Source organism: Microbacterium sp. Se63.02b, from assembly GCF_014171575.1.
Taxonomy (GTDB): Bacteria; Actinomycetota; Actinomycetes; order Actinomycetales; family Microbacteriaceae; genus Microbacterium.
Genome location: NZ_CP050453.1, coordinates 3,210,714 through 3,223,717 on the forward strand (window position 1 = coordinate 3,210,714; position 13,004 = coordinate 3,223,717).

General features: G+C 69.8%; 13 protein-coding genes and 4 pseudogenes. 8 read left to right on the forward strand and 9 right to left on the reverse strand.

Translation table 11 applies throughout. The features are described from left to right. Positions 1-27: 27 nt before the first annotated feature. Positions 28-686: pseudogene (locus tag G4G29_RS15960) on the reverse strand (ubiquinone/menaquinone biosynthesis methyltransferase). Between the two features lie 56 nt (positions 687-742). Then, on the reverse strand, positions 743-1,306 hold the full coding sequence (locus G4G29_RS15965; protein WP_183150787.1) for a hypothetical protein: 564 nt from the start codon (positions 1,304-1,306) through the stop codon (positions 743-745). Positions 1,307-1,362: 56 nt separating this feature from the next. Here G4G29_RS15965 and G4G29_RS15970 point away from each other — a divergent pair. Then, positions 1,363-2,615 (forward strand): annotated as a pseudogene (locus G4G29_RS15970) (isochorismate synthase). A gap of 6 nt (positions 2,616-2,621) precedes the next feature. Here the strand turns inward: G4G29_RS15970 and G4G29_RS15975 are convergent. The 3 genes and pseudogenes from G4G29_RS15975 to G4G29_RS15990 all read right to left on the reverse strand — a co-directional run bounded on the left by G4G29_RS15975 (position 2,622) and on the right by G4G29_RS15990 (position 5,495). Continuing rightward, positions 2,622-3,467 carry a PPK2 family polyphosphate kinase gene (locus G4G29_RS15975; RefSeq protein WP_183150788.1) on the reverse strand — a complete coding sequence of 282 codons (846 nt, stop codon included), beginning with the start codon at positions 3,465-3,467 and terminating at the stop codon, positions 2,622-2,624. A 16-nt stretch (positions 3,468-3,483) separates the two neighbouring features. Then, positions 3,484-5,130 (reverse strand): annotated as a pseudogene (locus G4G29_RS22545) (thiamine pyrophosphate-binding protein). Between the two features lie 14 nt (positions 5,131-5,144). After that, positions 5,145-5,495, reverse strand: a complete 351-nt coding sequence (locus G4G29_RS15990; RefSeq protein ID WP_183150789.1) for a PLD nuclease N-terminal domain-containing protein — start codon at positions 5,493-5,495, stop codon at positions 5,145-5,147. Between the two features lie 208 nt (positions 5,496-5,703). Between G4G29_RS15990 and G4G29_RS15995 the strand changes: the two genes are divergently transcribed. Further along, entirely contained in the window at positions 5,704-6,006 is a 303-nt protein-coding gene (locus G4G29_RS15995; protein ID WP_244632087.1) for a hypothetical protein, read from the forward strand. A 71-nt stretch (positions 6,007-6,077) separates the two neighbouring features. Further along, positions 6,078-6,734 (forward strand): thioredoxin domain-containing protein, encoded by a 657-nt coding sequence (locus tag G4G29_RS16000; protein ID WP_183150790.1) that lies wholly within the window; start codon positions 6,078-6,080, stop codon positions 6,732-6,734. Here G4G29_RS16000 and G4G29_RS16005 read toward each other — a convergent pair. Beyond that, positions 6,724-7,290 (reverse strand): sigma-70 family RNA polymerase sigma factor, encoded by a 567-nt coding sequence (locus G4G29_RS16005; RefSeq protein WP_202045307.1) that lies wholly within the window; start codon positions 7,288-7,290, stop codon positions 6,724-6,726. The genes G4G29_RS16000 and G4G29_RS16005 overlap by 11 nt on opposite strands. Continuing rightward, on the reverse strand, positions 7,287-7,616 hold the full coding sequence (locus G4G29_RS20730) for a hypothetical protein (protein WP_202045309.1): 330 nt from the start codon (positions 7,614-7,616) through the stop codon (positions 7,287-7,289). Before G4G29_RS20730 ends, G4G29_RS16005 begins: the two co-directional genes overlap by 4 nt. Positions 7,617-8,051: 435 nt before the next feature. Between G4G29_RS20730 and G4G29_RS16010 the strand changes: the two genes are divergently transcribed. Genes G4G29_RS16010 through G4G29_RS22555 form a run of 4 tightly spaced genes read left to right on the forward strand, consistent with a single transcriptional unit; the run spans position 8,052 to position 10,975 of the window. Then, positions 8,052-8,858, forward strand: coding sequence for a tyrosine-protein phosphatase (locus G4G29_RS16010; protein ID WP_183150791.1), 807 nt, complete (start codon positions 8,052-8,054; stop codon positions 8,856-8,858). A gap of 44 nt (positions 8,859-8,902) precedes the next feature. Then, positions 8,903-9,961, forward strand: a complete 1,059-nt coding sequence (locus G4G29_RS22550; protein ID WP_244632088.1) for a hypothetical protein — start codon at positions 8,903-8,905, stop codon at positions 9,959-9,961. A 1-nt stretch (position 9,962) separates the two neighbouring features. Continuing rightward, on the forward strand, positions 9,963-10,343 hold the full coding sequence (locus G4G29_RS23565; protein ID WP_274601191.1) for a phosphatidylglycerol lysyltransferase domain-containing protein: 381 nt from the start codon (positions 9,963-9,965) through the stop codon (positions 10,341-10,343). Beyond that, positions 10,241-10,975, forward strand: coding sequence for a DUF2156 domain-containing protein (locus G4G29_RS22555; protein ID WP_274601192.1), 735 nt, complete (start codon positions 10,241-10,243; stop codon positions 10,973-10,975). Before G4G29_RS23565 ends, G4G29_RS22555 begins: the two co-directional genes overlap by 103 nt. A 37-nt stretch (positions 10,976-11,012) precedes the next feature. On the opposite strand, the gene G4G29_RS16020 is transcribed toward G4G29_RS22555, so the two are convergent. Together G4G29_RS16020 and G4G29_RS22560 are read right to left on the reverse strand one after the other, a co-directional pair. Further along, positions 11,013-11,837 (reverse strand): MFS transporter, encoded by an 825-nt coding sequence (locus tag G4G29_RS16020; RefSeq protein WP_244632089.1) that lies wholly within the window; start codon positions 11,835-11,837, stop codon positions 11,013-11,015. Between the two features lie 94 nt (positions 11,838-11,931). Next, positions 11,932-12,297, reverse strand: a pseudogene (locus tag G4G29_RS22560) (MFS transporter); the annotation flags it as partial. Between the two features lie 70 nt (positions 12,298-12,367). Here G4G29_RS22560 and G4G29_RS16025 point away from each other — a divergent pair. Further along, positions 12,368-12,985, forward strand: coding sequence for a TetR/AcrR family transcriptional regulator (locus tag G4G29_RS16025; protein ID WP_183150792.1), 618 nt, complete (start codon positions 12,368-12,370; stop codon positions 12,983-12,985). Positions 12,986-13,004 lie beyond the last annotated feature (19 nt).

The following is a 13,004-nucleotide window of genomic DNA, read 5'->3' on the forward strand; positions in this document are numbered from 1 at the left end:
TCGTGTGCGGCGATCGCGCCGGACGGATCACGAGGGCTTGCGCGCTCTGTGCAGGGCGACGATGCCGAACGACAGGTTGCGGTAGGCGACGTCGGCCCATCCCGCTTCGCGGATCCACGCGGAGAGCTTCTTCTGGTCCGGCCACTCGCGGATCGACTCGTTCAGATAGTCGTAGGCATCGCCGTTGGTGCCGGCGACGCGGGCGACCCGGGGAAGCACCTGCGCGTTGTAGAAGCGATAGGCGCTGCGGAAGAGCGCGCCGGGCGGCGTGGAGAACTCGTTGATCACGAGCCGGCCGCCGGGCTTGGTCACCCGGTACAGCTCACGCAGCGCCTTCTTCGGATCGTTCACATTGCGCAGCGCGTACGACATCGTCACCGCGTCGAACTCGGCATCGGCGAACGGGAGATCCGTCGCATCCGCCTGGACGAAGGAGAGATTGCGCATGGCGCCGTGCCGACGCTCGCCCTCGGCGAGCATGCCGGGCGAGAAGTCGGCGGCGACCACATCGGCCCCACTGCGCGCGAGCGATGCGGACGACGATGCGGTCCCCGCGCCGAGGTCGAGGATCTTCTCCCCGGTTTCGGCGCGACGGCGCGCGTGGTGGCGGCGCGCCACAGGACGTCGTTGCCGAAGGTCATGGCCGTGTTGGTGCGGTCGTACCCTGCGGCGACCTGGTCGAACATGCCGCTCACGCGGGCGGGGTCCTTGCCGAGATCGGCGCGGTTCTTCTCGTTCGGGGTCACGGATTCAGTCTAGGCGCGAGGCCCAGCGCCTCGAGGCGGTCGAGCCACGGATCCGCGGTGGCGTCGTCGAACGGGGCGACCTGGGTGCGCACCCGCTCCTCGAGGTCGAGGGCGAGATCTTCGAGGTGCGTCATGACCTCGACGGGGTAGCCGTACCGGACGCTGTGCTCCGCCCATTCGTCACGGTCGTCGACCCAGGTGCCGCGTGCACCCTCGACCCGGACGACGTCGAGGTCCATGTCGATGCCGGTCGCCAGCAACGGGTCGTCCGACCACCGGATCTCCCAGCCGAGGTCGATGTAGACGCGCATGCCCCGGGGATGACGCCGGTTCACGGTCACGGCATGATCCGCACTTGCCGGCACCAGGGTCACGTTCGGACCCGCCGCATGGAACTCCGCACCGGGACGGATGCTGTGCCACCCGATCGGCTGGCCGATCCAGTCGCCCCACCCATCCGCCCCGAGATACACGCACTCGTGGCGCCAGTGCGGCGACCCGTCCCACTTCCGCCACTGGAAGACCATCTCGGTGCCGGGTGCGGGGCGCGCGTCGCTCATCCGTTCACCCTACGACTTAGGAGTTCCGGGTCGTCGACGCGGCATAGGCTGGACCCGTGCACACCACCCACCTGGTCGTGGAGACCCGCGAGATCGACCCGGTCGAAGACCTTCTGGCATACGCCGACCCCGCCCGTCCGCTCGCCTGGCTCCGCCGCGGGGACGGGATCGTCGCGGTCGGCGAACCCCTGACGGAGCTGCGCCCCCGCCCCGCGGCCGGCACGGCCCGCACGGAAGCGCTCGCCACCGTGTGGCGCGGGATCTCGGCCCTCGCGGAGATCTCCGACCCCGTCGGCCTCCCCGGCACCGGTCTCGTCGCCTTCGGCGCCTTCACCTTCGACGAGGAGTCAGCAGCCGACAGCGTGCTCATCGTGCCGACGCGGGTGCTCGGCCGGCACGGCCACCGTTTCTGGGAGACGCGCATCCGACTCGCGGCCGACACCGGGCCTGCGGCGGGGCTCGCCTCGCACCCGTACGGACCGCATTGGGCGGGCACGGTCGGGCCAGGAGCGCAGAGCCCGCAGGGCTATCAGGACTCCGTGCGTCGAGCCCTGACGCGCATCGGCGAGGAGAGCTGAGCAAGGTCGTGCTCGCCCGCGACCTCACCGGGACGATCCCCGCCGGGTCGGACCTGCGCCGCCTCGTGCGTGCCCTGTCGACCGGCTACCCCGACACCTGGGCGTTCGCGGTCGACGGGCTGATCGGCGCGAGCCCGGAGACCCTGGTCACCGTTCAGCACGGCACCGTCACCGCCCGCGTGCTCGCCGGTACGATCGGGCGCGGCGCCGACGCGGATGCCGACACCGAGGCGTCGACGCACCTCGCCTCCAGCACCAAAGATCTCGACGAGCACCAGTACGCGGTGCAGAGCGTGCTCGCCTCGCTACGCGCGCACACGAGGGTGCTGGCTGCGAGCGAGCAGCCGTTCCTGCTGAAGCTGCCGAACCTCTTCCACCTCGCCACCGACGTGGAGGGCGAGCTGGCCGACGGAGAATCCGCGCTCGACCTCGTGCACGCGCTCCACCCGACCGCCGCCGTCGCCGGGACGCCGACCCCCGCGGCCATCGCCGCGATCCGGGACCTCGAGCCCTTCGACCGCGGACGATACGCGGGGCCGGTGGGGTGGGTGGACGCCGAGGGCAACGGCGAATGGGCCATCGCGCTGCGCTGCGCCCAGTTCACTGCAGGAGAAGACGCCATCGGGGTCACCGCGTACGCGGGAGCCGGAATCGTCGCCGGCTCCGACCCGGAGAGCGAACTGCTCGAGACGCGGGTGAAGTTCCGTCCCCTGGTCGACGCCCTCGCCTGAAGCGGCTCAGCTGGCGGCGAGGCGCTTCTTCTCCGCCTCGACGTCGAAGTCGGCGGCGGGCCACTGCGGGTCGATGTCCTCGAGCGCCGCGAGCAGCAGCAGCTCCTGCACCGCGAGCCGCGCATACCACTTGGCGTTCGCGGGAACCACGTGCCACGGGGCGACCTCGGTCGAGGTGCGGTCGAACACGGTCTGATAGGCGTCCATGTACTGCGGCCACAGCATCCGCTCGTCCACATCGCCGGGGTTGTACTTCCAGTGCTTGTCCGGGCGCTCGAGGCGCTCCATCAGACGCTCCTTCTGCTCCTCCGGCGAGATGTGCAGCATGACCTTGACGATCCGGGTCCCTGACGCGGCCACACGCGCCTCGAACTCGTTGATCGCGTCGTAGCGGCGCTCGATCTCGGCAGGCGGCGCGAGCTTGCGAACCCGTCCGATCAGCACGTCTTCGTAGTGCGAGCGGTCGAACACGCCGATGAAGCCGGGCTCGGGCAGGCGCTTCTCGACGCGCCACAGGAAGTCGTGCGCGCGCTCCTCCGCGGTCGGCGCCTTGAAGGCCGCCAGCGCCACGCCCTGCGGATCGACGCCGCCGACGACATGCCTGACGATGCCGCCCTTGCCTGCCGAGTCCATCGCCTGGAGCACCAGGAGCACCGAATCCTTCGCCGTGCCGACCCGGCTCTCGGCGAACAGCCGCTCCTGAAGCTCGTTGAGGTCGTCGAGTCCGGCGGCGAGGTCGGCCTGGCCCTGCGATTTGCCGTGCGTGTACCCCGGCTTGCCGTCGGGGTCGAGGTCGGCGAGGCGGAAACCGCTGCCGACACGGAGCGTCTGCGTCCAGGAGTGCGCGTTCATACGCACATCCTGCCAGTCACCGCGACAGCGGTACCTCGATGATCTGGCGTCCGCCGCGGGGCGAGGTCAGCGCCTGGTCGAGCGCCGTGCGCGTCGAGACCCGCTGGTACTCCCACCCGTACGCGAGGGCGAGGTGCTCGAGGCGGACCGTGTGCGGGGTGTAGAACGCGCGATCGAGATCGGTGGCGCGCGCGGACGACGCGACTTCGAGCGAATCGAAGATGGTTCCGCCGCCGTCGTTGCCGACGATCACCTGGAGCCGCGGTTCGGTCTCGTCGGGCGGGAGGAGGAGAGCGCCGACATCGTGCAGGAAGGCGAGGTCGCCGAGCAGCACCCTGGTCACCCCGGGTGCTCCGGCCGCCTGACTGGCGAGAGCGATGCCGGTCGCCGTGGCGATCGTGCCGTCGATGCCGGCGAGACCGCGGTTGGCGTGCACCGGGACCTTCTTGCCGCCCAGCACCTGATCGGCGACCCTGACCAGCCGTGACGAGCCGAACACCAGTCGATCGTGCGGCCAGGTGGCGCGCCACACGGCATCGACCAGGAGCTCGCGGTCGAGCGGGCGCCGGACGGCATCGAGCTCGGCCTTGACGGCCTCCCGACGAGCGGCGAAGTCGGTGGAGGCGAGCCCCTCGGGGTCTGGCGCTTTCTCGCTCAGGTCGACGACCTCGGCCGTGGAGGCCTGGAGCCACGCGCCCAGCCAGTCGCGGTCGGGGGCGCCAGGAGCGACGGAGACGGCGCCGACGCCGCGGGTGCGGTGGTTGAGGTCGAGTGCTTCGCCGCCGCGACGCCGGGCGACGACCTCGACATCGGTCCGCGACAGGAGCGCCGTGACCTCCCGGCTGAGGGTGGGATGGCCGAGCACGACGACGCGCTCGATGCGGCGGCCGAGATCGTCGCGGGCGAGCAGCCGCCGGTAGCCGTGCACGAGCTGGCGCCCGAAGCGGGCCCCGCTCACGATCTCCGCGATCAGGGGCCAGCCGCCCGCGTGGGCGAGCTCCTCGGCATCCGGCCCCGCATCCGCGCCGGCGACCACGACGGTGCGCGGCCCGCGTTCGAGCACCAGCGGCTCACCCGTCGGGGGCATGGCGCATCACCGGCAGCCACCCCCACGGTGGTCAGCGTGCCGGACAAGGGCTCCCGCGAGGGAGGTTCAGGTGCACGGGACCCGCGACCGCCGGCAGCCCGTGCTCGACCTCGCGCACCCCATCGCCGCCGCGACCGCACGCTCGCCGAGCCCCGACCAGTCGCCGTCTCCCGGCACGGGGGCATCGACCTGATCGCGCACCCACGGGTGGAAGAGACCGTCTTGGAGCGTGGCCTGGTTCGCGCCGACCCCGCGCAGCTCGGGCGGTCGGTCGGCCGTGAGCAGGAGCAGCGGGACGCCGGCGTGGAAAGCCTCCATCACGGCAGGCAGCAGATTGGCGACGGCCGTCCCCGAGGTGCAGATGACCGCCGCGGGCACACCCGTCTCGCGGGCGATGCCGAGCGCGGTGAAACCGGCGACGCGCTCATCGATGCGGACGTGGACCCGCACGTGGCCCTCTTCCGCGAGACGCACCGCGGCGAGCGCCAGCGCCTGCGACCGGGAGCCGGGAGACAGCACGAGGTCGCGCACACCGTGGGCGACGAGGTCGGCGATCAGGGATGCCGCGGCATCCATGGCCGGCGATGAGGTCACGGGCGCTGGTCCGTGGCCGGCGGCTCGTCGGTCTCGTCATCCAGGCGGGCGAGCTCCTCCTCGAGCCGGCGGATCCGCGCGTCCTGCTCCGTCTTGCTGATGCTGCGCAGGAACGCGGGGTCATCATCCGGAGCGATGACGGGGCGGGTCCCGGAATCGTTCGCGCGGCGACGGCCGATCACGAACCACAGGATGCCGCCGATGACGGGCAGGAGCACCACGATGAAGATCCAGGCGGTCTTGGACACGCCTCGGTGCCGCGTCGCCGGCTGCACCGCGCAGTCGACGATGCTGTACACCCAGAACACGGCGGCGAGGAAGCCGCCGATGATCAGTAGTCTCGCCACCCCTCCAGTGTAGGCGTGCCGACGCCGTACCGGCCCCGGAGCGGACAGAGGCGCCGTTGCTAGACTGCGCGGGAAATGCTGCCCACATCGCCGGATCGGATACCGCGAGCGCGGGACGAGCGGCTGCTGATCGCCCGGATCATCACCGCCGTCGGCCTCGCGCTGCTGCTCGTCGTCGGCGCCTGGTCGACCTCGCACGGCACGGCCGATGTGCACGACGACGCTGTGCCTCGCGGCCGGCGTCTCGGACCCGACCTCCACCGCATCAGGCACGGGCACGGCCACCGCGACGGACACCCTTGCGGTCGACGCGGTGTCATCCGACGCGGCGCTGTGCGTGATCGCGGCGCTCTGCGTCGTCGCGCTCGTGCTCCTGTTCCGTCGACTCGTCGATCGACGGCGTGGCCTCCGCCTCGCGCACGCACCCCGGACGACGGCACCGCCGCGTGCCGGTCCGCACATCCTCGTTCCCGCTCTCACCCTCGCTCAGCTCTCGATCTCCCGCACCTGAACCGCGACGCGCGCATCGAGCCGCCTCGGCGGCATCCCTTCCCCGTCGTATCCCGTGTGTCTGGAGACCCCATGAAAACCTCTGTCAAAGCGACGCTGATCACCATCGCCGTCGTCATCGTCCTTCTCATCGCCGCCATCGTCATCGCGCTCTCGCAACGACCGTCATCCCCCTCTGCCGACGACGGAGATGCTCCCACGCAGCCCATCCGCACCGATTCGCACGTGCTCGACGACGGCGGCGCGGACGCCGTGACCGTCGTCGAGTTCCTGGACTTCGAGTGCGAGGCGTGCGGCGCGTTCTACCCCGTCGTCGAAGAGCTTCGCGACAAGTACGCGGGCGACATCACGTATGTCGTGCGGTACTTCCCCCTCCCGGGGCACATCAACTCCACGCAGGCCGCGATCGCCGCAGAGGCGGCTGCCCAGCAGGATCGCTTCGAGGACATGTACCACCGGCTGTTCGAGACCCAGTCGCAGTGGGGCGAGAACACCGAGGAGACGCCCGAGGTGTTCCGGGCCTTCGCCGCCGACCTCGGGCTCGACCTGGCAGCCTACGATGCGGCCGTCGCCGACCCTGCCACGGCGGAACGTGTGCAGGCCGACAAGACCGACGGCGAGGAGTTGCAGGTGAACAGCACGCCGACGTTCTTCGTCGACGGCGAGCAGGTCGTGCTGCAGGACTGGGACGACCTGGAACAGGCCATCGAGAAGGCGATCAGCGGCTGAGGAGGCACGCCGGCTCAGCCACCCTCGGAGACCGAGGCCGTTGAGCCGGCAGCCTCGGGCGACAGCAGCACGTCAGCGAGCCGGCGCCGCGCATTCCGATACCTCCCCTCGCCGTGGACGCGGGGATGCCGATGATGCGTGCCGCCTCTTCGAGCGTGAAGCCTTCCCAATGCACGAGTCCGATCAGATCCCTCAGGTCGTCCGGGAGCCTGCGGACCGCATCACGCACGTCGCTCGCCTGGGCGTCGTCGTGTGTCTGTGGATGGGTGGCCAGGTGGCTCCGCAGTCGCTCCGCGAGCTTCCACCGCCGCACGGATGCCCGTTCGGCGTTCGCGAGGATCCTCCTCGCGACCCCGAACAGCCACATCCGCGCCTCGATGTCGTCCTTCGGCAGGTCGTCGATACGACGCCATGCCGTGAGGATCGTCTCGGACAGGAGATCGGCGGCGTCAGCGCTCGCCGTTCTCCGTTCGAAATACGCCAGCAGATCCGGCGAGCACGCCGAGATGCAATCGAGGGCGCGGGCTCCGGCACCCCCTCCCGACACCGAGTTCACCGGCCCTCCTCCGTGCAGATCGCCTGTCCGCTCGAGGCGATCATGTTGTCCGGCCGCTCGGGGTCGAACCCGCGCTCCTCGAGCTCGGTGATGACGACGTCGTTCACCGCGCGCGACATGGCCATCTGCGCGATGACGTCGTCGACTGTGGGGAGTGTGGTGCGGCCCGATTCGATCCATGAGCGGGCGGTCTCGATGGCTTCGGGCTGCCCTTCCAGTCGACGCTCCCACTGCGCGGGATCGGCCGCCGCGACGACGTCGGTGTCCCGGAAGATGCTCTGGATCGCCACGCGCACCTCGGGGTTCTCTGCCGCGATCTCGCCCACCCGCCTCGCATTCGATCCCGCTGGGCAGCACGTAGGTGAACGTTCCGTCCGGCGCCTCCGCCCACGGCCGCCAGAGGCCTGTGGCCGCGGCCGCCGCGCCGCCCGCCAAGAGGAGGGCGATACCACCGGCGGCCGCGATCGCTCCGACACGACGGGACCGAGTTCTTCGACCACGCGTTCTCATCGCGACCGAGAGCCTCGCCAGCTCCCATTCCAGCTCCGGCGTTCGCGGCGCGATCAGCTCGCTCGCGACGTGCAGCGCGCGGTCCAGATCGTCATCCCCGATGCCGCGCATCTCGTTCTCCTCGGTTCGCTCCATACCTGTATATGTGCAGCACAGGACGAAACGTCCACGACCACCCCGAAACGGTGGGAACGCCGGATGTGCACGCCCGATACGCTGAGACCAGAATCAGGGAGAGGGCCCGGACGACCATGGAACTGACGTCGATTCTGCAGGGGACGCACAACGCTCGAGAGCTCTCCGGGTTTCCGCTCACCGGCGGAGGAACGCTCGCATCCGGCCTCCTCTTCCGCTCGGACGCGCTTGCCGCGCTCACCGACGAAGGGATGCAGGAACTCGTCGACCTGCGGATCGGCACCGTGATCGACCTGCGCACCGACGGCGAGCGCGCTCGAGCGGCGGATCGCCTGCCCGACGACGGGAGCGTGACGCTGCTGCCGTTGCCCATGCAGGGCGGCGCCATGGACGAGATGGTGAAGCACCTGCTCCCATCGGCGCGCGGTGCCGGTCTCTCCGTCACCCAGGTCGCTGAGGCGCTGAAGCAGGTGCCCACCTTGGAGCAGCTGTACGTCTCGATCCTGGAGGGCAGTGCCACGCCGTTCGCGACCGTGGCTCGCACCGTGCTCGCCGCATCGCGCACCGATCGCCCCGGCGTCCTGTTCCACTGCACGGCAGGCAAGGATCGCACGGGCCTCGCCGCGGCCATCCTGCTGTCGGTCGCCGGGGTGCCGCGCGAGGTGATCGTCGAGGACTACACGCAGACCGAGAAGAACCTCGCCCTCGGACTCGCGGATGCGCTCACCCTCCTCATCACCTCCCTCGGCGTCCCCCTCACGCCAGGGCTGAAGACGCTGGCGACCGAGTCGCCCGCGTCGGCGATCGAGGCGGCACTGGACTGGATCGCCGCGAACCACGGCGATGTCGCCGATTATCTCCGCAGCGGCGGCATGGACGACGCCGAGATCGCCGATCTGCGTCGGGTGTTGCGCGGCGAGTGAGAGGGCACTGCACCGCACGGTGACGCCCTCGCTACGCTGAGCGCATGACAGAGCAGCGCTCCCCCGGACCGCGCCGCGCCGTCGCCGTCATCCGGCGGATCCCGGCGACGCTGACCATGGTGCTGCTGATCCTCGTCGTCGGGGTGGTCTGGCACGGGCTCTGGGCACCGTTCGAAGACACGCCGCTGTTCCCGACCGTGGCCTACGGCTTGCCGAACCTCGCTGCCGGAATGTGGTGGACCCCGCTGACGGGCACGTTCTTCGTCAACCAGCCATGGGTCTACGTCTTCACGATCGCCGGTTTCTGGGGCATGGCCTACCTGGAGTTCCGCCGCGGGTCGAGGGTCGCGCTCGCGTACTACGGTGTCGGGCAGCTCTTCGCCATCTTCGCGACCGCCCTCCTGCTGCTCGTGCTGTCGCAGTTCCCGTGGGCATGGGCCACCGAACAGGCGCAGGCGCTCGATGTCGGAGCGTCCGGCGGCACCATGGCGTGCATCGCCGCGGCCGTCGGCCTGTTCCGCCCGCCATGGCGGGTGCGCGCCTGGCTCATCCTGCTCGGCTTCGTGTTCATCGCGATGCTGTTCTGGGGCAAGGTCGCCGACCTCGAACACCTGCTCGCGGTGCTGCTGATCCTCGTCGTCGATCGCACCCTGCGCGTGCGGCACACGACCGTCCGTGAGCAGAGGCTGATCGCGGTGGTCTCGATCCTGGTCCTCGGGGCGGTCGAGATCATCACCACCTTCGTTCCGACGGACGGACCGTTCGGGCCGACCGATCCGGCGTCAGGCGGCTTCATCGACCTCGCGATCGACCTCGTGGTGATCCTCGTGCTCGTGAACGGGCTTCGTCGCGGTCGGCGCTGGACCTGGGTGCTCGCCCTCCTGCTCGGACTGTTCAACGTTCTGGTGGCGGCGCTCGTGCTGACCCTCATCACGGTGTTCAGCCAGGCCCAGCTCGACCTCCGCTGGGACGGCGAGACCGAGCTCGCGCTCGCGAACGGCTTCCTCTGGCTCGTCATGCTCATCTATCTGGTGGGGGCGTCATGCGTTCCGCGCACGGCGCAGGGCGAAGCTCGCGCTCCAGCCGGCCCCGACGACGGATGACATGAAGCGGGAGCTGCGCACGCATGGGGGCGGCACCCTCTCGTGGATGACCACGTGGGAGGGCAACAGCTACGCCAGGGTCGCCGGCGGCATCGTCGCGTATCAGCGCCGCAACGGCGTCGCGCTCGCCCTGGCAGACCCGATCGGACCGGCGGATGCGCGCGCCGAAGCCGTCGCCGACTTCATCCGCACCGCCGAACTCGCCGGGCTCGTCCCCTGCTTCTTCAGTGCGGATGAAGCCACGCGCCCGCCGTCCCGTCCACGTGGCGCAGTCTCGTCGTGGCGGATGACACGATCGTCGACCTTCCTGGACTGGAGTTCACCGGCAAGCGGTGGGGTCCCGTGCGCACCTCGCTCAACCGGGCGGGGCGCGAGGAGATGACCTTCCGCCTGACGCAGCTCAAGAAGGAGCCCTGGGGCGTACAGCAGCAGTTGCGCGGGATCTCGGAGGCGTGGGTCGGCGACAAGGATCTGCCGGAGATGCGGTTCACGCTCGGAACCCTCGACGAGGCGGAAGACCCGGAGGTGCGCCTCGCCCTGGCGATCGCTCCCAACGGCGACGTCGACGGCTTCCTCTCCTGGCTCCCCGTGTACGGCGGCGACGGCGCGGTGCGGGGCTGGACCCTCGACCTGATGCGGCGACGCGAGGGCGGCTTCGGCCCGGTGATGGAGTTCCTGATCGGCTCGTCGGCGAAGCAGTTCTCCGAGGAGGGAGCGCAGATCATGTCGCTCTCCGGCGCCCCGCTCGCCCACGACTACCCTCCGGACGCGGGCGTGATCGCCGCGCTCAGCGAGCGCCTGGCCGATGCTCTCGAGCCGGTGTACGGGTTCGGGTCGCTGCACCGTTTCAAGCAGAAGTTCCACCCGCGCTACGAGACCATGTACCTGCTGTTCCGCGACGAGAGCGACCTCACCCGGATCGGCGGGGCGCTCACGCGGGCGTTCCTGCCGGATGCGACGCTGCGGCAGTTCGCCGGAGCAGGGCTCGAGCTCGTGCGTGGAGGGAAGGACTGAGGGTCAGCGGACTCTCCCCTCTCCCCGGTCGCGCCCCCTAGCCCACCGCATCCGCGAACTCGTTCGGCGCCTCGCCGGAGCGTGCCGCCATCGGACGCGTTGCGGTGTTCGCGATGTGCGCACGACTGACGACGACCAGCGCGACGATCATGAGCGCGACGCCGAGCCAGTACGGCGCGGCATGGCTGACCAGCGCGTACAGCGCTCCCGCGATCAGGGGAGCCACCGTGCCCATCGCCGCGTTCAGCGACTGGGTCGCACCACCGAGCCAGCCCTGCTCGTCGTCTCCGACGGCATTGGACATCGCTCCGTCCATCGCAGCCTGCGAGGCGCCCTGCCCCGCGGCGAGCATGAGGGCTCCGACGATGAACACCCAGGGCTGGGCGAAGATCGAGGCGACGATGGCGAGAGCCGCGAGGCCGATCATCTGCGCGACGATGCCGCTCACGATCACTCCCCGCTCGCCGATGCGCGGAAGCAGGATGCCGAGCAGCACCCCCTGGATGAGGATGTCGATGATGCCGACGGCCGCAGTGAGGAGTCCGATCTGCGTCGGGCCCCACTGCACGGCGTCGAGCGCGAGGACGCTGAAGTTGTTCACGAAGAAGCCGAACGGCAGCGCGAGCAGGCCGAAGCCGATCAGCAGCCCACGCAGTTCCGTGCGACCGAACGCGTCTGTGAAGACCGCGAACGGCTGCACGTCGCGCAGTCTGATCGATGTGATGCGGTTGCCGGGCTTGAGGCTCTCCGGAAGCAGGAAGATGCTGAGGATCGCGATCGTGAGGGCGACGGCGGCCGTGAGGAACACGGGGAGCTGGATGCTCACGGCGGCGAGGAGTCCGCCGATCGCCGGACCGATCATGGTGCCGATGCCGGAGAGGGCGCCGAGGAGCCCGAAGCGCTTCGCGCTGCTCTGGCGGAGTGATGTCGGCGAGGTAGGCGAAGAGGGCGGGGAGGTCTCCTGCCGTCAGGCCTTGGATGACGCGGGCGAGCACCAGGATCCAGATGGCGCCGCCGATGCCGAACAACGCCATCGAGAAGGCGGCGCCGAACGCGGCGACGATGATCACGGGCCGGCGGCCGAAGCGGTCGGACAGGCGCCCGAGGAAGGGTGCGGCGAGGAAGGCGCACAGCCCGTTGACCGCCTCGAGCACTCCGACCCAGATGGCGAGGTCGCTCTCCTGCGAGACGTACTGCAGCACGACGAACGGGAGGACGGGGAGGACGACGGTCATGCCGATGACCGTCAGCATCGTCAGCACGATGAGCATGATCCAGGCGCGGTTCTGATCGCGTCGAGTGAGGTGTTGAGGTGAAGTCATACCGAAAGTGTAGTGATACCAGTTTTGGTGTCAAGCCAGTTTTGGAGTTGGTTCACGCTATGCTGGGCGCATGACGAACACGGAGCCACTCGGACGACGCGAACGGAAGAAGGCCGCGACACGGAAGACGATCTCCGACGTCGCGACGAGGTTGTTCCTGGAACGCGGCTTCGACGACGTGAGCATCCGCGAGGTCGCCGACGCCGCCGACGTCTCACCGACGACGGTCTTCGCGCACTTTCCCCAGAAGGAGGCGCTCGTCTTCGACGAAGACGACGAGCAGCGCGACCGCCTCGTCTCCGCCGTGCGCGATCGCCCCGCAGGGAGCACGATCAACCGCGCGATCCACGACTTCTACGCCGCGGAACTCCGCATGAACGTCGACGAGCACGGCGACGAGGTCACCCGTACCTTCATGCGCTTCCTGAACGAGACCCCCGCGCTGCGCGACTACGCGGCCAAGATGTGGCTCCGACACGAGGACGCCCTCTCGGACGCCATCGCCGACGAACTCGGAGTTCCGGAGCCCACGGCCGAGATCCGCGTGTACGCGCGCTTCATCCTGCAGATGCAGCTTCTCGTCAATGAGAACGACGATCCGTTCGCCACCCTGGAGGCAGGGTTCGTCATCCTCGAGAACGGCTGGGCTCCGGTCGAGAGCGGATTCGCCCCCTCACCGAAGCACTGACGAACGCGCGCGAATCGCC

Excerpts from the sequence above, each read along its gene's own strand:
- G4G29_RS15995 (WP_244632087.1), top strand. The coding sequence starts at position 5,704 with ATGTGCACGACGACGCTGTGCCTCGCGGCCGGCGTCTCGGACCCGACC.
- G4G29_RS23565 (WP_274601191.1), top strand. The coding sequence starts at position 9,963 with ATGAAGCGGGAGCTGCGCACGCATGGGGGCGGCACCCTCTCGTGGATG.
- G4G29_RS16020 (WP_244632089.1), bottom strand. The coding sequence starts at position 11,837 with ATGATCGGTCCGGCGATCGGCGGACTCCTCGCCGCCGTGAGCATCCAG.
- G4G29_RS15965 (WP_183150787.1), bottom strand. The coding sequence starts at position 1,306 with ATGAGCGACGCGCGCCCCGCACCCGGCACCGAGATGGTCTTCCAGTGG.
- G4G29_RS16000 (WP_183150790.1), top strand. The coding sequence starts at position 6,078 with ATGAAAACCTCTGTCAAAGCGACGCTGATCACCATCGCCGTCGTCATC.
- G4G29_RS16010 (WP_183150791.1), top strand. The coding sequence starts at position 8,052 with ATGGAACTGACGTCGATTCTGCAGGGGACGCACAACGCTCGAGAGCTC.
- G4G29_RS16025 (WP_183150792.1), top strand. The coding sequence starts at position 12,368 with ATGACGAACACGGAGCCACTCGGACGACGCGAACGGAAGAAGGCCGCG.
- G4G29_RS15975 (WP_183150788.1), bottom strand. The coding sequence starts at position 3,467 with ATGAACGCGCACTCCTGGACGCAGACGCTCCGTGTCGGCAGCGGTTTC.
- G4G29_RS22550 (WP_244632088.1), top strand. The coding sequence starts at position 8,903 with ATGACAGAGCAGCGCTCCCCCGGACCGCGCCGCGCCGTCGCCGTCATC.